14 protein-coding genes are annotated in these 18,433 nt (G+C 55.3%); 9 read left to right on the forward strand and 5 right to left on the reverse strand.

The window, feature by feature from the left end:
• Positions 1-35: 35 nt before the first annotated feature.
• Both FRD01_RS17670 and FRD01_RS17675 read left to right on the forward strand, forming a co-directional pair.
• Positions 36-1,289 (forward strand): hypothetical protein, encoded by a 1,254-nt coding sequence (locus tag FRD01_RS17670; protein WP_146961989.1) that lies wholly within the window; start codon positions 36-38, stop codon positions 1,287-1,289.
• 15 nt (positions 1,290-1,304) lie between these two features.
• Complete coding sequence (locus tag FRD01_RS17675) at positions 1,305-3,305, forward strand: tetratricopeptide repeat protein (protein WP_146961991.1); 2,001 nt, start codon at positions 1,305-1,307, stop codon at positions 3,303-3,305.
• On the opposite strand, the gene FRD01_RS17680 is transcribed toward FRD01_RS17675, so the two are convergent.
• The 5 genes from FRD01_RS17680 to FRD01_RS17700 all read right to left on the reverse strand — a co-directional run bounded on the left by FRD01_RS17680 (position 3,198) and on the right by FRD01_RS17700 (position 8,157).
• The gene (locus FRD01_RS17680) at positions 3,198-4,763 is read right to left on the reverse strand and encodes a hypothetical protein (RefSeq protein WP_146961992.1); all 1,566 of its coding nucleotides are present in this window, start codon (positions 4,761-4,763) and stop codon (positions 3,198-3,200) included. The genes FRD01_RS17675 and FRD01_RS17680 overlap by 108 nt on opposite strands.
• A 350-nt stretch (positions 4,764-5,113) precedes the next feature.
• Positions 5,114-6,013 carry an alpha/beta fold hydrolase gene (locus FRD01_RS17685; RefSeq protein WP_146961994.1) on the reverse strand — a complete coding sequence of 300 codons (900 nt, stop codon included), beginning with the start codon at positions 6,011-6,013 and terminating at the stop codon, positions 5,114-5,116.
• Positions 6,007-7,023, reverse strand: coding sequence for a 3-oxoacyl-ACP synthase III (locus FRD01_RS17690; RefSeq protein ID WP_146961996.1), 1,017 nt, complete (start codon positions 7,021-7,023; stop codon positions 6,007-6,009). The genes FRD01_RS17685 and FRD01_RS17690 overlap by 7 nt, the downstream gene beginning before the upstream one ends.
• The gene (locus tag FRD01_RS17695; protein ID WP_146961998.1) at positions 7,020-7,457 is read right to left on the reverse strand and encodes a caib/baif family protein; all 438 of its coding nucleotides are present in this window, start codon (positions 7,455-7,457) and stop codon (positions 7,020-7,022) included. The genes FRD01_RS17690 and FRD01_RS17695 overlap by 4 nt, the downstream gene beginning before the upstream one ends.
• A 1-nt stretch (position 7,458) precedes the next feature.
• Positions 7,459-8,157, reverse strand: coding sequence for a hypothetical protein (locus FRD01_RS17700; RefSeq protein ID WP_146962000.1), 699 nt, complete (start codon positions 8,155-8,157; stop codon positions 7,459-7,461).
• A gap of 117 nt (positions 8,158-8,274) precedes the next feature.
• On the opposite strand from FRD01_RS17700, the gene FRD01_RS17705 reads away from it, so the two are divergent.
• The 7 genes from FRD01_RS17705 to FRD01_RS17735 all read left to right on the forward strand — a co-directional run bounded on the left by FRD01_RS17705 (position 8,275) and on the right by FRD01_RS17735 (position 18,432).
• Positions 8,275-9,633 carry a putative metal-binding motif-containing protein gene (locus FRD01_RS17705; protein WP_249755717.1) on the forward strand — a complete coding sequence of 453 codons (1,359 nt, stop codon included), beginning with the start codon at positions 8,275-8,277 and terminating at the stop codon, positions 9,631-9,633.
• 42 nt (positions 9,634-9,675) lie between these two features.
• Entirely contained in the window at positions 9,676-11,814 is a 2,139-nt protein-coding gene (locus FRD01_RS17710) for a lytic transglycosylase domain-containing protein (protein ID WP_146962002.1), read from the forward strand.
• Positions 11,815-11,938: 124 nt separating this feature from the next.
• Positions 11,939-13,645 carry an FHA domain-containing protein gene (locus FRD01_RS17715; RefSeq protein ID WP_146962004.1) on the forward strand — a complete coding sequence of 569 codons (1,707 nt, stop codon included), beginning with the start codon at positions 11,939-11,941 and terminating at the stop codon, positions 13,643-13,645.
• Positions 13,646-13,822: 177 nt separating this feature from the next.
• Positions 13,823-15,331 carry a GTPase HflX gene (hflX, locus tag FRD01_RS17720; protein WP_146962006.1) on the forward strand — a complete coding sequence of 503 codons (1,509 nt, stop codon included), beginning with the start codon at positions 13,823-13,825 and terminating at the stop codon, positions 15,329-15,331.
• 106 nt (positions 15,332-15,437) lie between these two features.
• Positions 15,438-16,313, forward strand: a complete 876-nt coding sequence (locus FRD01_RS17725) for a hypothetical protein (protein ID WP_146962008.1) — start codon at positions 15,438-15,440, stop codon at positions 16,311-16,313.
• Positions 16,314-16,363: 50 nt separating this feature from the next.
• Positions 16,364-17,902 (forward strand): ABC transporter substrate-binding protein, encoded by a 1,539-nt coding sequence (locus FRD01_RS17730; protein WP_146962010.1) that lies wholly within the window; start codon positions 16,364-16,366, stop codon positions 17,900-17,902.
• 2 nt (positions 17,903-17,904) lie between these two features.
• Complete coding sequence (locus tag FRD01_RS17735; RefSeq protein ID WP_146962012.1) at positions 17,905-18,432, forward strand: DUF4112 domain-containing protein; 528 nt, start codon at positions 17,905-17,907, stop codon at positions 18,430-18,432.
• Position 18,433 lies beyond the last annotated feature (1 nt).

An 18,433-nucleotide genomic window follows, 5' to 3' on the forward strand; every position in this document is an offset into this window, starting at 1 on the left:
TGTACTCTGCCCTCAGAACAAAGCTTGGTTTTAAGATGAAAAATTTGTGGATACTGGCAAGTGCCCTGCTGATCGGTTGTTCTGCGCCTCAAGATTCCAAACCAGTTGCCGATGAAGGTCAGACGAGCCAGGAGCTTGAATCTCAGCCTTCAGAAATGCACTCGTCTCTAAGAGGCGAGGAAGGCAGCGAGCTGCCTCCACCGACGCGGGAGAAGGTGGTCAAGGAAAAGCCAAAGCCGGTGGTTCAGCGCGTGGTCGTCGCCACACCGAGGGCCAGGGGCGTGGTGCTCTTTGAATCCGAGCTCGAATTCCTGCGCGGAGCGCTCGAGTCCAGACTTCAGGCTGATGATCTCTTTGAAATCAAAGATCATTCCGAGCTCGAGGACGAGATGAAGGTCCTCAAGAAAGGAAAACTGCCAAACCAGAAAGCCTGCAAAGTGCTCCCAGATCCATTCCTTGCCGCGGCGGGATTTGAGGGCGTCAACGTGGTCTGGCCGAGCCTAGTCTGTGGCGCTGAAAAGTGTACGTTGAAGGCCACAAGCGGCCCGCAAACGAGAATCTACGAGCTCTCCGCGAACCCTGAGAATTGGGCAGAGGAACTGACCAGCGCTGCAGCGGTGGCCAAAGAGGCTGAGGTTGAAGGCACTTCAGTAGAACTTGGGAAGTACAAGGAGCCCTATCTTGTAGTTGAGGATATTGATGGCACCTGGGACGAGTCATTTCAGAAGCCGCTTCAGCGTGCGGCCAAGCAGGCTCGCCGCTGCGACGAAGGCCCAGACAGGTTCCTGGTATCGATTGCCGAATCGGGCAAGGTGAACTCGTGCGAGTCAGACCGCAGGCACACGCGTAAGCCCAAATCCGAGGATTGTTTTTGCAAAGCCCTCAAGCGTGTGCGCTTCCCAAAGGTCGAGAAAAAGTCTGGTGAACGCCGATTTTCAGGTCACCTAAAGGTTCTGGCGAAGAAAGAAAACGAGGCCCGGGCTCAAAGCAAGCGGGCCGAGCTTCAACTCTTGTCCAGCGACGACCCCATCGCCCATTTGAATTCGATTCATCTCAACGAGAAAAACCTCCGCAAGTGCGCTGATTTGACGGAGGCACCAACCGAGGTTGGGTTCATTCTCGAGGTGGCAGGGCAGGGCGAACACGTCGCCCATTCCACCAGCTGGACGGGCGAGGTATCTCCAGAGCTCAAATCATGTGTTAAAGGGCTCTTGCGCGGGGTCACCATGGATTGCCCCGCCACCGAACGCGCGACCGTTCGCGGCCGTATCGTTCTTAGACCCGAGTGATGTCACGAGGCGTAGATGGACAGTCAAAAAGCAAAAGTGCAGTGGTGGATGCCTGTGTTGGGCGTGGTGCTTCTAATCGGCGTGGGCCTTGGCATCTGGGCGTATCTTGGCCACCAGGAACGTCTGGAACAACAAAGGGCCGCTGACGCGCTCTTTGATCCGATTGAAGCAGCCGTTGAGGAGGCCAAGGCTGAACCGCGCTACGATATCGATCGTACCGTGCAGGTCATTCACGGCCTCGATAGCGCGCTTGATGCACAGGGCTCGCTCGAGGACTATCTCAAGTATATGGCCCGTCAAGACTACCGCGGTGTGGCGCCTGACGTGCTCGAGGCGCGTCTCAAGGTGCTGAGCATCCTGAAGCGTCTTTACGCGACCCAGACCAAGCTTGAAAACCAGGAGTCTACGTTCACGGTCACACGTACCGTGCTCTCCGCTCTTTCACTTGCGAAGGCCGACGTGGACATCATGTCCGGCGTGATGCCTTCGCTTGATTCTGAGCAGGCAAAGACTGTGCTCGAGGACCTGAGGAAAGACCAGGCCATCAAGAAGGAACTCCTCGACGAGCTCGCTGAGCTCGAAGTCGAGCTTATCTCAGTCATGACCGAGTATAGCGAAGTCTACTACAAGTACATTGCCGAGTGGGACAAACTGGTGCTCTTGCGGGATCGCGCCTACCTCGCGGCCGCTGAGGGCCAGTGGGCCACTGCCGCAAGTGCGGCCGACAAGGCCATCGAGATGGCCCCTGAGGAGACTGAGGCGCATCTGCTAAAGGCCCGCGCGCTCATCGAAGCCGTTCAAACGCCGGAGAGCCAAAACCTCGAGCAAGCAGTGACCCTGCTTGGCGAATACATGCAGGAGAATCCGGACAGAAGTGCCCCAGCGCTCTTGCTCCTTGGAGTGGCCTACGAGCGAATGGGGCGCATGGACGATGCGCGTCTTAATTACCAACAAGCGGCCGCCTACTACCCGAAGCAGGCTGAGGTCCTCTCGGATATGATGGACCCCTATGAGGTTCGTGGGTTCTTGAGGAAGTCCCGCGAAGGCAGAATCATTCTCGATCAATACTCCGCCACCATGCTCGGCGCCGGCTACTTCAGTCCGGACTTGCACATGGCCCGCGTGAGTTTTCTCGCCGGCGATATGGAGGAGGGGAAGAAGAAGGTCCTCGATCACTTCTCACGTAGGAGAAATCAGGCCAGCTGGGACCTCGTGCTCAACGATATCGAGTTCTGTGAGTCCTATCTCGGTGCCTATTTTGATGGGTTGTTTGTGGAGGATTCTCACCTCTTTTTGGAGGCCGAGCCTACACTGATTGGCTCAAAGCTCGACGTCTCAGTCAAGAATCAGTCCCCTAAACCCCTGCATAACGCCACCCTGCTTCTAGCCGTGCGTTTTACCGACATGCATCGAGACGATTTTCAAGTGTTCAAGGTCGGCGAAACCGTACCGGTCGTGACCGAGCACGCGACAACGAATTTTGGCTCGCTCACGGTGGAGTATCCGCTCTTCGGGCAAACTCGTGGAGTGGATGATATCGTACTGACCCGTGCAATTCTCTTGACGGACACAGCGGTGGTCTGGGTTGATTCGGACGAGTACCGGTTGGCATTGGCCAGGACTTCAGAGAGCGCTCCCCCGCCTGAGGAGCGCAAGACCTGGTTTGACGTGATGAAAGTGGACCCTGAGATGCTCACTGGGCTTCTTAACTCCAGTGATGTGGGTCTTGACCTCTCGCTAGGGCGCGACGATGTGACGCTAAAGTTACCTCGCGAACTCTCCATCTTGAAGCCCTCATTCCGGCTTCATGACGAGGGCCAAACGTATGCGCCCGAGGTCAACAAACTCAACGAGGATGGTATCGAACTCAGGTTTGATAGCGTGAGAAATTTTGAGGGGGACGGCGTCTCAAGCGCCAATCCCGTCGTCAAAATTCATACGCGCTTCGGAGACTTTGACGTCACGATCGACTGGAAGAATCGCCGAATTGGTGGTGTCGATTTTGTGGCTCGATAAGTACTCCAACACAAGCCCGCGAGCCGTCTGACCGAGCGTCTCGGACTCCATCAATCCCACCAGATGTTCAAGCTCGGCCGGAAGATTGAATCCCAAATCTTGATTGGCCCCTACTTGCAGCCACTCAAGAGCCTTGGGGCCCGTCAGCACAACCTCTAGGCCGGGGCGTCCCGCAAGGTCTTGGCAAATTGCACCCAGCTCCAACGTTTCAGCGCCGATCCCCTTGTTGTAGAGCAGGCTGAAAACCCGCACCGTTGTTGAGGCAGAGACCTCGGCGAAGTCTGCGCCTAAGAGCGTGGCCGAACGCAAAATCTCGCTCACACCCACTAAATCCGAAGGCTCAAGTTGGTCCAGCGCATCGATAAATGGCTGACAAAGGCTCAGGTCAATACGACCCATGCCGACCAATCCCTTCGACGGTGAGCCTTCAAACCAGAGGCCAGAGAGCCGCGCCAGTCGGTCTGCGAGGCGGTGTAGGTTGGGCTTTGCTGGCCATGGATCGATCGCACGCTCAAGGGTAGCGGCATCCACCAACTCATCCGAAGCGCGCATCTGCGCGATCTCCTTGAGCGCATCTTCAACATCCATCATGGAGCGGCGGCATTCCTCGTTGAGCTCCGCACCGAGTGTGCCTTCCAAGTCCGAAAAGTTGACCACGTGAAAACAAAAATGCGCGAAGCTAAGGGCTTCCTTTCGACTCAAACCCAGAGCGTGTGAAAGCGCCTTTGTGCCGACAATCAGGTAGTTGACCCAGGCGACCAGATCTCGGACGGGGCGAATGCCTCGCACAACATCAAAGACGCGCTGCCGCGAAGCTGCGATGGCCCTCGCGAGCTCCCTTAAGTGCGGGTTGTCTCGGAAAGCACTGAGTTCGTGGAACTCGGGACCGTCCACCTCGAACGCGAGCGCGGCGCGCACGACAGGCATGAATCCATGCGCACGTAGGTGGTCGATCGCGGCGAACTCAAACTTCTTCGAACGCTCGCCTAGATCCGTGTGGTCGAGGCGCCGAGGATTCCAGGCCTCTTCAAGTTTCATCAGCGCGATGAGGCCGCTTCGTTCTCCAACAAAATTAAGCAGAAGCTCCGTGTTCTCAAACACCGCGTCCACTTGCTCAGCCGCTGATAGGCCATCCAGTTTCTGGAGTTGTTGGTCAATTTGAATCAGGTGTTCGAGGGTTGATTCGGGTCCTGCTTCGGAATCGAAATTCGTGCCTTCAACGCAAAGTCTGGCGACGACGGATGAGACCCGTGTGTTTGACTCTACGAGGTCAGCGATCTTATTCGGGTCCAACTCGGAGCAAGTCAACTCGTGCCAAACACGCATCCAGACCAGGGACTTCTCAACGGCAACCAGCGCGTCGGGTCCAGCCTCGTCGCTGAGGGCCTCAAGCGTTCTGAAAACGAGACGTAGCGTATCCTGAGGTAGCTCAGGAAGCATCTTGGTGAGTATATTCATTCGGTCCTTCCTTGGTCCGCATAAGTGTTCAAGCGCCGATCCGTGGCGCCATGGCATGCACTATGCCAGAAATCTCCTGAGTATTAAAACCTATTGATCATCCAAGAAACGAAAAAAGGTCCTCTTGCGAGGACCTTTTTTCAGCGTCTTGTCAGGGGGAGGTGACAATAACGCAGACTTGCTAGGTGCAAGTCATCGGGTCTGGTGCTTGGAGGGGAACCCACCAGACCCAAGGTTGAAGACTACGTCCGGAGAGCCAGGGGGGACACGCTCAACCGAACCATCAACCTGATTGGAAAATTACAGTCCGAGTGTGTTGCGGTCAAGTCTTTTTTTAAAAGAAAACCAAATTATTTCGCTGAACTCAAGAATGTTTTCATCCATTGGACGATTTTGTCTGTCGCGTCTTCTACAACATAATGCCCGGCGTCTTTGAGGGCATGCACTTCCGCTGCGGGGAATCGCCGCTCCCACTCCTTCCTGAACTCCGGGTGAAAGCAAAAATCGTCGTCGCCCCAAACGATGAGCATCGGTTTATCCAAAAGGCGTTCGAGGCCGTTTTCCACCTCCAAGAGTGTCGTGTATGAAGGATGGCTCTCGGACATTGGGATGTCCTCGACAAAACGTTGAATTGCCACACGATTTTCCCAAGAATCATAGGGTGCGAGGTACCCGTTGCTGACCGGAGGGATCAGGTTGCTCCGATCGTAGATCGCCCGGAATTGTGCGACGCGTGCAAAGGCGTTTAGTCCACGTACAGCGAGGGGGCCAAAGCCCGGAACCCTGCACAATGCAATGGAGAAAGGCATCGAGGACGAACGAAAAGCCGCCGTATTGAACACGATGTTTCGCTCGATTTTCTCAGGGTGACGCGTCGCAAACCCCATCCCGATCGCTCCGCCCCAATCGTGGACGACCATGGTGATCCGATCCAACGACAGGTGTTCCGAAAGGGATTCTAAATCCTCGATTCGCCGCGCAAGTGTGTAGGGATAGTCTTCGGGTTTTTCCGAGAGCCCGCACCCAATATGGTCGATGGCCACACATCTGAACTCGCCGCGAAACGCCAGGATTAGCTCGCGCCAGTAGAAGGACCAGGTCGGGTTCCCGTGCACAAACAAAAGCACAGGCGCATCTTTTGGGCCCTCGTCCACAAAGTGTAGCTTCGCACCGTCCAGCTCCAGAAAATTGGACTCAAAAGGATAAAGATCGCGCCAATCTTGCGCCGCCACTCGCTCTGCACTCACCATCGAATCTCCATCATCGAGCAATTTAGACCGCTGCCAATCCCCATCAGGGCAATGCGATCGCCAACCTTAAGGTGCCCGCTACTCGCCGCCTGCGAGAGGGTAAACGGAATGGATGCTGGTCCCATATTTCCATACTCAGGGTAGCTTAAATGGGCCTCTTCTTGGGGGAGGCCAAGCCGCGAGAGCACGGATCTTAAGTGGGCAGACCCAACCTGGTGCATCATCAGATGGTTGAGATTAGTCTGAGTCCATCCGAGTTCGCGTTGTGCGGCGCTAAACGTCTGGCCCGCGAGCTCAACGCCCGCCTTGAGCAGGCCAGGGGCATCGGTGACCATATGATCGCGCTGACCGCGGCAGAGGTGGTTTTGATTGGATGCGCTCAGGCTCACCCCGCCGGTGAAGCGATGTGGAGTACGGCAGAGATTGGCATGGGAGAGCACCATCGCTGAGGCACCGCTTCCGAGCGTCAGGGTCGCAAAATTATCGCGTAGTTCTTTTTCGCCCACATTTGGCTGCGCCAACCACTGAACGGTGGTCTCGACCGGAAGACGGCTCGACTCACCCACCACGATCAGGGCTCGGCGAGCACTTCCGCGCTCGATCATCATCGCCGCGACTTCCATCGCGTTTAGGAATGCAAGGCACGCGTTCGAGATATCGAAATTAAGGCATGCCGGCCCAAGGCCAAGATTCGCATGAACCGTACTCGCGATACTCGGTTCGATATAGTCCTTCGAGACAGACGTGCTGATCAATACGTCGATATCATGGGCTTGGACTCGGGCGAGCTCCATCGCACGGCGTCCGGCGTCGGTGGCAGCGTGACTTGACTCCTGGCCTTCGGGGAAGAACCGCCGAGCCACTACTCCGGTCAGCGAACGGATCAACCCCTGTTTATGACCAAGTCTTGTCAATGTTTGTGCGAACCCAGCTTCAAGCAGCTCGGATTCCACCCGAATCGGTGCCTCGATATGCGCCACCGACTCGACGCCCACATTCTCAAATTTCATCCGCGTCCCTTCAGTCCAAATACCGGTTCCAACTCCTTCACGATCTTGAAATAGACGTCTTTTTTGAAAGGTTGGTTCAGAATATGGAACTCCTTCTTCACGAGACCTACACACCCAAAGCAAAAAACACAATCATGACAATGGGTTGAGAGGTTGACGTAAGAGCAGCCACTCAGGAATGCTGAATGTTGGCAATACGACGAATTGGAAAGTCTTGAGCTCGAATGGCAATGGGTGCATCCCGTGCATTCGACCACTTCGGTGCAATAGGTGCACCGGTAGGAGTCGCGGCTTGAACTCGTGAACATGCACTCGAAGCAGCGCTCATTCTTCTCGGATTGGTAGGATCCGGGGTTGTCTTTTTGGCCTTCAAACTCTCGCTTAAGCTTGCTTAGCGCCGCCTCGAAGTCTTTTTTACTACGCGGAATGTCCACGCTAATCTCCTTGACACGTCACCGGTGCTTGTCCGCAAACTCGCGCGCCATTTGCGTCTGAAACACAGTTTTGGCTAACGCATTCGTCATTGCGGGTGCAGGGTTCACCACTTGGGCGCTGAGGCGTACACGCTTCCGCCTCGCAGTACAACCCAGAACCGTTGCCGCAACTCGACTCTTCACAAGGAGAACCTGCTTGAGGGACAAGCTTGCACGAGCCTTCCTCAGCACCCGGCGCTCGCGCACAGAACCCCGAAACACACTCAAAGTCCTCGCGGCAAAACGAACTCGTGGCGAGCTGCGGGGCCAGGAAGTCTCGGCAGGCCGGGATCGTCATGATAGATGCGGCCTGACCAGGCGAAAGCTCCGCGCAATTGCGCGCCCGCAAGGCCTCGAGACAGCCATCCTGCGCGTCTGCCTCAACCCTTATGGAACCCCGGCTCAAGGCACTCTCCCATGCAGGAGTTGCAAACGCAGAGAAAAACGAGGTCAGCTGCCCGGGGCACGCCGCCTCTTCTATCTCAGCGGAGAACAAGGTCTGCCTTTCGGCCGTGTCACAACACTCAAAGATTCGCTCACATTGCGCTGCGCTGAACTCCTCGACGATCACGCTCAGTTCGGGCCCGGGGTCGTTTCGCTCTTCGCCGCACGCTGAGACGGCAGCTACGCAAATCAGGATGGTATATAAGTTCCGGTTCATGCGCTCCTGATACCCCTAAGCATGGCTCGGACTCAATTGTTTTCTTGTCTTAGTTTTGCGAATGGTCCAATGATCAGATAGAAACATTCGAACCGCTCTTGTGATTGTGAGACGTCTATGTGGACTCGTTTAGGTGTTGGAATCGTGGTGCTCTTCGCTGCGGCGTGTGGAGTACAAATTGAACCCGGGCAGCAACAGGCCGGCCAAGTTTGTTATCAGACCAATGATTGCGCCGATGGGTTGACTTGTTTTGACAGGCGTTGTGCGCCGCTAGCCATCCCAGGGGAATCGCCCGGGAACAACATTCCCGGCAATAATCTGAACAACGACAACAACGATAACAACGACAATAATCAGAACAATCCACCGAATAATCGCCCGGATATGCCGCCCGATATGCCAGCCTGCGTGGTCGGAGAGGCGCGGTGCCTCGACTCCCAAACTCTCGAGATTTGCGTGGATTCGCCTGATGGGCCAATCCTTGTGGACCAGCGCTGTGACTCTTGCGTGGCCGGGCGCTGTATTCCCGCCGGCGAGTGTGTAGACCGCGATGGTGACGGTTTCGGAATTGGAGAGTGCAACGGCCCTCAGGACTGCAACGACAGCAATCCGGCAATCAACCCCGGAGCCCCGGAAGATTGCAGTACCCAAGAGGATGACAACTGTAACGGTCGTACCAATGAAGGGTGCGAAGAATGTTGTCCAAACGGCTGCGCCGATGGGACGTTTTGCAACACCGAGTGTGTTTGCGAGGACTTCAATCCTAATATCTGTACTGAACAGAATCAGCCGTGCAATACCGAAGGCTCGTTCAATAACGGCTTATACTGCGCCTCGTTCAGCGGTGAAGCTCCGAAGTGTTACGGGCTTTGCGACCGAACCGATCCGGACCCTGATTCCACGTGTCCATTTCCCAACAGCCGCTGTGCATTCGGAGAAGACGAGTTTGGAGTTTGCCTAACCGAGTGTGTGCCCGGTAGCTCATGTGGCGCAGCAGACCTCGGCTGCCTCGCGTTTGGAAGTGAAGATCCAGGAGGGATCTGCACGCCGACCACGCCGGGCATTCAGATCGGAGACTCATGCGATCCTCTACAGGGTTTCTCGTGTGGCGCAGGCGGGCTTTGTGTTCCGAATCCGAACAATCCCGACCGTGGGCGTTGTGAGCAATCATGCAGACCGTTCAGGTTCGCGCTTCAATCCGGCACGGATTGTGACGAAGGTCATTGTATTCCGTTCGCCGAGGACTTCGGTGTGTGCCGCCGAGATAACATGCGCACCGAAGGCCAGCCTTGTGCTGCCGAAGGCACCGCATGTAACGCGGATGCTGTCGGCTGTTTCCCATCCTTCCAAGGGCGTCGCTGTCAGCGACTCTGCAGATTAGGCCAGGGGAATAATGATTGTACCGCAGGTACTTTCTGTAATCAGTTTGCACCCGACCAAACTGAAATAGGAGTTTGCACGGTGCTGGCACCCTGAAGACTGAAAGATCAGGTCAAGACATGGACGTCTGGAGTACCTATGAAGATTTGGATAATTTCCGCGCTCGTCCTCTTTCCTCTCTGGGCGACGGCTCAAACACCCGATGCATCCCTTGTAAATGCGGGTGATGAAACCAAATTTCGAGTGATCTCGAGATTTGGGCCGGAGAGCAACCAAGAGACCAAACAAGAGACCGGCGAGGTCGAGTTCTCGCGAGCTTGGGCCCACTACGAAGCCGGGCGACATGCCCAAGCCCTCGCCGAATTCGAAGGCCTGACAAACGGGCTTTTCGCGGACTATGCGCTTAGATTTGGGGCCGAGTCCGCTCTGAACCTCAAGGAGTTTGAAAAGGCGCGAAAGATGGCATTGCGCGTCGATAAAGACTCGATCCCTGGCACCGAAGCTCAAAGAATCGCTGCGCTCGCCTTGCTCAACTCGGATGAGAAAGCCGCCTCACAAGAACTGGTAAAATTTGCTGACCGCTACCCTACGCGATCTACAGCGTTGGATGCCCGAGTTTTGGTCACAGGGCTTAAGTCGGTTTCGTCAGAATTGGTCAACGAACAATGGTACAGAATCGCGCGCGATTTTCCTCGGTCGTCGCATCGTCAAGCCGCCCTGACCGCACTCAAAAAGTCCAAAAGCAAAGACGCAAAAGCTCATCTTGATGAACTCAGCTCTCCCGCTGGCCAACTACGATATTGGAACGCTGTCTACGACGCTCATCAAAGCCAGGAGGTCGTCGATGGCCTCGGAAAGGAGCTCCCAAAGTTCAAGACAGGCAGCGACGCCTGGTGCGAAGCTAACTTCCTGGTCGCACATAGCCTCACGAAACTCAGGAAGCACGCCGAGAGTGTGGCGCCGTACACTACCGTGATCAAGAAATGCAAAGGGGTTGGGAATTGGTATCTGAGGGCGCTTTACCTTGGCGGCAAAGGCCACTGGAACGCCGGAGATACGAAGGCCGCGCTTGAAGTCTTCGAACGGATCTGGACCGAGTTTCCGAATCACTCGTACGCCGACGATGCCGCTTATTTTTCGGCACGGATCCACCGTTCGGCCAACGACGACAAGAAAGCGGAGAGTCTACTCGAAAAACAGGTCAGGAGCTGGCCAGACGGAGACATGGTCTCGGACGCCCATTGGTTGAAGATTCGACCACTCTTCGCGGCCAAAAAGTACAAAGAGATCGTCGCCTACATCGACTCGCTCAAGGAGACGGGAGAGCAAGACCTCTACTCGATGGGACGCATGGCCTATTTCAGGGCCAGGGCGCTGGAGCTCAAGGCCGGAAAGGTTAAGGGAGCCGCAGAACAAGCCTACCTCGCCGTGATTGAGCAGTACCCGATGTCCTATTACGCGCTCATGGCGCTCAACCGGTTGAACGGCGCTGGAATCGAGTTTGAGCCAAAGCCCACCAAAGGTGAGGCGGTTGAGACGTCCGCGGAGCTTGAAGCAGATTTACGGTTTAGGCGAGGCATGGCGTTTGTAAGACAGGGCATCGACTCGTTGGCCAAGCTGGAGTTTCAGGAACTCACAAAGGCGAAGACCGATCTCTGGCAGGTAGCACTACTCATGCACAAGGCCGCCGCCTACACCTACTCCCATGATATCGCACGTCGGCGGATCGATGGGTGGATGACGCACTACCCGGACGAGAACGCTCTCAGATGGCAGATTGGGTTCCCCGCCCCGTTCGAAGAAGATGTGAGACTCTGGGCTAAGAAACGAGAGATCCCTGCAGCGCTCGTCTGGGCGATCATGCGCGAGGAGTCAGGGTTTTCGCCTGGAATTGAGAGCTGGGCAAACGCAAAGGGCCTTCTGCAACTCATGGACTCCACTGCGGAAAGGATGGCGAAACTCGATGCGCTCAAGGGATTCGAGCCGCGTATCCTCTTCGACTCGAAGACCAATATCCGTCTCGGAACGCGTTATCTCTCCGAACTCTCGTCTCAAGTCGACGATCACCCCGTGCTCATGATCGCTGGATATAACGGAGGAATGGGCAATGTGGGCAGGTGGCTCAAGGAAAAAGAGTCCGAGGATCTCGATCTCTTTGTGGAGGATATCCCGTTTGGCCAGACCAGAAATTACACCAAACGTGTGCTCCAGACCTATTGGATCTACGCCTGGCTTTGGGACGAACATACCGTTCCGAAGTTCGATATGAAGTTGTAGGCGCGCATTAAATTGATGAACTTAGAATTTCTGTGATAGGAATGTATGGAAAATTCCGTTCAGGGTTGCGTCTTCAGTTGGGTAGACTATCCTTGTGGCTCGGAATTGTGCGTAAGGTCAGTGCATGTTCAAGCTCGTGATAGAGGATGACGAAGGTAATAAGACCGTCGTCCCAGTCATCCGAGATGAAATTTCCATCGGGCGTCAGGAAGGTAATACCATCCGGCTGACCGAAAGAAACGTCTCCAGACGCCACGCGAAGCTGGTTAGGGCCAGCGATAATTCGATCGTGGTGGAAGAACTTTCAGCCCGTTATGGGATTCGAAAGAATGGCGAGAAAATTGCGGGCAAAGCTGACTTCGCCATCGGGGATGTATTCCTGATCGGTGATTATCGCTTGACCTTGCAAGGTGACGCGCCTCCGGAAGCCAAGCCTGAGCTTCCGAAATTCAATGGCGCTCCGCCGCCAGCCTCCTTCCCGAAACCCTCGGGCGGGGGATTTTCGAATCAGCCCACGCAGATCACACGGACCGAAGATCTCGAGAAACGCGCCTCTCAGGGCACCGAGATTATCCCGGCAGCCCCCGCGAAAATCGTCGTCGTATCCTCGAATTTCGCAGGGCAAGAGTTTCCGCTCACCAACAAAGAGATGGTGATCGGCCGCGGTGATGAGTGCGATATCATCGTCGACCACAGGTCCGTCTCACAATCCCATGCCAAGATCGTTCGCGAAACCAGCGGCACCTATAAAATCGTCGACCTGAACAGCAAGAATGGCATCAAGGTCTCTGGCGAAGAGTATAAGGCTGTTCACCTCAAACGCGGCGATATCATTGAGCTTGGCCATGTGAAGTTCAGATTCGTTGAGCCGAATGAAAACTACGTCTTCACGCCTCAGGCCGTCATCCCCGACGATGATGATATTGCTCCGCCAAAGGGTGGAAATAAGAATCTTTTGATCGGCGTGCTTGGATTCGCGGTCATCGGTGCACTGGCGGTAGCCGGTTACGCCCTGACCCAGATGAATTCGACCAAGTCGGAAGGTGAAGAGCCCGTTGCGGTTCAGGCAGAACCCGCCGCAGAAGACGCGCCAAAATCCTCCGTTCAACCTCAACTCGACAAGGCAGTCGAAGAGCTGAACCAAGGAAACGCTGACCGCTCAATCGCCATTCTGGAACTCGCCAGGGACACCCTGAGCCCAAGCCCAGAAGAAAAGACTAAGATTTCAGACCTCTTAAGCCAGGCGCGTCGTGAAAAACCGCTTGAAGAAGCCCTTAAGGAAAGCCGGGCCTCGTTTGAGGATAAGCGCTATGTAGACGCTCTCAAGCGGCTCAAGAGCATTCCTCCAGAGGACTCTATTATCTATGGCTTGCTCAAAGAGGAGGGTCTTGTGGAGAAATCCATTGAGCAAGTCCTCGCTCAGGCTGAAGCTGCACACGAAGAGGGCGATTCTGAAGAAGCCATGGGTCTTGTGGAAGAGGTCCTGCTTTTTGACTCGGAAAACCAGGCCGCCGCGGCGCTTCGGTCGAAGATCGAGGCAGCAGAGCCGGCAGAACCTGTGGCCGTAGCCCAGAAGTCGTCTCCATCCAACGCGGTTAAGAGGCCTCCCGTTAAGAAGGGAATGACTCCGGAAGAGAGGGATGCCCGTATCGAACGCGCTCAAGAAGCCTTCAAGGGTGGCGATTGGCAAGCCGTGATCGACGAGTGTAAGCCCATCAAAAATGCCCGCTGTTACCGCCTGATGGGTGTCGCCTATTCCAAGATCGGCGACAAAGAAAAGACCTGTGAGTATTTTGAAAAAGCAGGTACAAAACACCCCGACTGTCCGTGATGAGGCAAGACTATCGCTAAGATATTTGGGGATCTGAGTAAGCTCAAAGCTAGCCAGATCAAATCTCTAGAAAAATTCTACAAACGAAAAATCCCTACAGCTCGTGCCGTCTCTCAGGAGTTTGCGTCGGAGCTCACCCTCTTTACGCGAGAGACCAACCGAGTCATCGCTGCGCTCGTGAATCGAAATGGGCAGGTAGAACACCTCGCTGTAGGTGATGCTCAACGTGTTTACCTCCCAGATATCGGCCGCGCTCGCGTCGGTGCCGGAAGGTTTCGTGGGCTTCGCCTTATCCGGACATTCATCACGCCTACGCGCAAGGTGGAGCTGAGCGCCGAGGATATTACGGACCTCTCCAAGCTTAGACTTGATGCCGTGATCTCGGTCGCGGTGGGGCCCGGAGGCTACCCCGCAGAGACTGCGTTTGCGTATCTCGTCCCCGACAATCCCGACGGGCAGATCTACCAGCTCGATAAGTTTCCGAACCCCGCTGAAGTCGACGTTGATTTCGAACATTTCATCCTCGAACTCGAGGCGGAATTTCAGAAAAAAGCAGAGGATACGGTCAAGGTCGCGGGCCAACCGGCCATGCTCATTCTGGTGGCCACCCCGAACATGCGCCACCTCGAAGTGGAACTCGCCGAGATGCAGGAACTCTGCCGTACGGCCGGTGTTCACGTGGTGGAAACCGTGGTGCAAAAGCGCTCTCAGATCCATCCGAAGTACGCGGTTGGACACGGGAAGATCGAAGAGATCAACCTTCGGGCACTTCAACTCGACGTGGACCTATTGATTTTTGGGCAGGACCTTCATCCGGGCCAGATGCGAGCGATCACCAACGAGACGGAGCTCAAGGTTATCGACCGTACTCAGTTGATCCTCGATATCTTTGCTCAGCACGCGACTACGGCTGACGGAAAGCTTCAGGTTGAACTCGCCCAGCTCAAGTACAATCTGCCGCGTCTCTCCTCCAAGAATACCGGGATGAGCCGACTGACCGGTGGAATCGGCGGTAGAGGGCCGGGTGAGACAAAACTCGAGATCAATCGTCGCCGTGCCAACGATCGCATTCGGCAATTGCAAAACGATATCGAAAAGCTCTCAGGTCAGCGCCAGTTGAGGCGCTCGAGGCGAACCAAGAGTGATGTCCCCGTGGTCGGCATCGTTGGATACACCAACGCGGGAAAGTCCACCCTCTTAAACCAACTCACCAACTCGCAGGTTCTGAGCGAAGACAAACTCTTTGCGACGCTCGTTCCGACCTCTCGCCGCCTCCGATTTCCTGATGAGCGTGAACTCGTACTCACCGATACGGTGGGTTTCATTCACGACCTCCCACAGGATCTTGTGGCTGCATTCAAGGCCACGCTCGAGGAGCTCGAAGACGCCGATCTCTTGTTGCACGTCGTGGATATGGCTGAAGAAACTTGCGAGGACCGCATTCGTTCCGTCAATAAGATCCTGGAAGAAATCGGGATCGGTAAAAAAGAGCAGATTCTGGTCTTCAACAAGATGGACAAGGTCGACCCCAGACTGGCTCGGGCGTTTGCCAATCAGTGGGATGCCGTACCGATCTCCGCCCTGGAGCGCCAAACCACGCTAGAGCTCATCGAGGTTTTGGAACGTAAACTCTTCAGGCAGTCCAAAGAAAGAGACTTTCGCAGCGAAATGAACTCCGGCGATTGATTGCGGCATCCAAGAGGCATAAACTTGGGAATGGATGCGCAGCAGAACTTGGTTATGTTCGCTGAGCGTCGAGCATTCCGAGTCGAGCTCCAGAAGGTTTAACCAGATGACATACGAGGAATTCGAGTGGCACGTATTGAGGATGGCGTACGAAGAGAACGTCAACCGGTTCCGTACGCCTATGTTGGCGTATGCCCTAGGTATCCCACACGATGCTGTCCGGAACTTCTTGGAGCAAGCGGCCCATAACGGTGTTTTGGAGTTGGACCTCAATGAAGAAGGCGTCTTGGAGTATTTTGTTCCGGGAGTCGACGAGTCCAAGCCCGCTCTCAAGCCCATTTGGAGACAGGAAGAACCCGAGCCTAAGCCACGCCAGGTGGACGAATTTGGCCACGACGGGTCCGTCACGGCCATTGAGCATCCCATGGAGATAGCGAGGCCGCGGGCTATTCCTGCGCCTCCCTCAAGCCTTCGAGAGCATGCGCTCGCGTTGCGCCCCCAAACCGGTTTGGAGTCGTTGCGTGTAGAGGCCTCTGATGAGGCGTTTTGCGACCCGTCTAAGACCATGTTCATGAGGCAGATTCGCGTCTACGGCGCGCAATCACCGCAGGCCATCAAGGATCAGGTCACCCGTCTTTTCCAGTCTTTTGGCTACAAGATCGTGGATTCGTCGGCTGAACGTATGCGCTTTGAGCGCGGCAGCGTGATGTTCATTCTCGCGCTCGTGCCCCTCTTTATTCTGGTTATTCCACTTTTCGTCTATCTCTTTTTGTACGTGATGGGGCGCTCCACCATCCACCAAGAACCCATTGAGCTCGACGTGCAGCTTCGGCGCGGCCAGTCCGACGAGCCCTACTGGGAGATCGACCTCACCTTTGTTGGATTGCATGGCGTTGTGCTCGGTGCCGCCGATCAACAAGTACTCAATCGCGAAATCGACACTCTAAAAGACGAACTCAAATGGTCACTGGCTCAAATCTAATTTGGAGCTAAATGGTTGGAGTTCGTTAGGGTTTGGGTTATGAAGGGGACATGAAGGATATCAAAATCGGTTTAACCCTCTTGGGGATCGTGTGTTTGAGTAGTTGTACGCTGCTTGTCGACTTCGATGAGTGCACGACGAGCGAAGATTGCGAAGCTAAGTTTGGTGCCGGTGTTTCTTGTGACGCCGGTATCTGCCAGACCGCTGCGCCCGCAGGATTACTCGGGGGGCCGTGTCAGCGTGTCATCGGTCCGGTCGATGCCGGCAATGCTTTTAATATTGGGGTCCTCCTGCCTACTTCGGGTGATGAAGCAGGGTTCGGAATTCCACTCGTCAACGCGATTGAGGTCGCGCAATCCGATATCAATTCCGGCGGAGGCGTGCTTGGCCGCCCCATCGGCTTGGTCGTTTGCGATACCGAGGGGCTTGATGACGTCGCGCTACAAGGCGCCGAACATCTGGTCAATCGGGCCAAAGTTGCTGCCATCATCGGTCCAGATTTCTCCAGACAAACCATCGACGTAGCCAACGAGCACACAATTCCTGGAAACACGGTACTGGTCACGCCTTCCGGGACTGCGGCATCCATCACTACGCTTGCCGACAACAACCTGGTATGGCGCACATGCCCCAGTGATAACCTCCAGGGACAAGCTCTTGCACAGGTCGTTTCGAGCGAGATCGATAAACTCGATGCCGTGGAACGCCCCGTCGTATGGTCGTTCCACCTTGAACAAGACACGTATGGGGTCGGCCTCCAAGAGACCTTGAACAGTGGGCTTGGCTCCGAGCTCGTTGCCTCAGAGAGCTATATTGCGCGCGTGTACCCCACGAACTGGCAGGAGTGGATCGTAGGGCAGCTATCGTCTTTGCCTGAACCAGATTTGATCGTGCTTCTCGGAGCCTCCGAGGCCTGGGATATCGCCGAAGAAATCGACCGAATCTACCCGGGTAAGAAGTACTTCTTCGCTGACGCCGCAAAGAACAACGAAGAGGCCATGCGAACAAGCTCTGACCTCGAAGGAAGGATTTTGGGCGTCGCTCCACAAAATGTGGGCGAGGCGGGCTACACGCCTTTTTTGAACTTCTCTACGAAATACCGCTCGAGATTCGACGGACAAGACCCGGCGCAGCTCCAGTTTGTGGCGAATGCGTACGATGCGTTAATCGCAGTAGCCTTTGGCGCTGCGGCCGGCGGGTTTACCGGCACAGGCATCGCCGAAGGAATGTCCAGAATCTCAGACGCCAACGGTCAGTCCATAGAAGGCTCTCAAACCGCGATCCAATTGGGGTTCCAGACCCTCTCGCAGGAAGGAACTATCGACTACCAGGGGGCCTCAGGTCCCCTTGATTTCGATGCCAATGGTGATCCCGCCAACACTCCAATCGCCTTATGGTGTTTCCGCGATTCCGGAACGCCCGAAGTAGGCGTAGTGCTCTCATCGGACGGGACATTTACGTCTCTCGATTGTGACGCCGCGCCCACCAACAATCCGGACCCTGATCCAGATATGGGCGCAGATATGGGAATGCCGGATATGCAAGTCGACATGGAAGTCGACATGGGGGACGTAGATGCGGATATGTAATTATGTCTGAAATGGTCCTTGCGCCCGACCGAGTTGAGCGCTCCCTGGCACGCCTAGACCGACTCGCACGTTTGATGGACGACCAATTCAAGGTCCCCGTTCTCAAAGTCAGGGTGGGTCTCGACCCCATTATCGGCTTGATTCCGGGCGGTGGAGATTGGGTCACATGGGTGGTCTCCTCATTTATCCTCTGGGAAGCGGCAAAACTTCGCGTCCCGAAAGCCCTTCTATTGCAAATGGCCGCAAACCTCACCGTAGACTTTCTCGCGGGCTATGTGCCTGTGGCGGGTGACGTGGCCGATATCTTTATCAAGGCGAACCGAAAAAACGTGGATCTTGTGTTCCGGTACTTCCAGGCTGAGACTGACCCGCTGGCGCGTTCCAAGGTCGTCGTTAAAAAAGACCTGAAAACACTGGAAAACACAAACCCAGTCTTGATTTATGGTTTGGCAATAGCAATCATATCCATTCTCTTTGTAATAGCGAGCATACCAATTGCCCTCTTGATTTGGGCATTTTCCGAAGGTTGAA

This window comes from Microvenator marinus (assembly GCF_007993755.1).
GTDB classification, from domain to species: Bacteria; Myxococcota_A; Bradymonadia; order Bradymonadales; family Bradymonadaceae; genus Allomicrovenator; species Allomicrovenator marinus.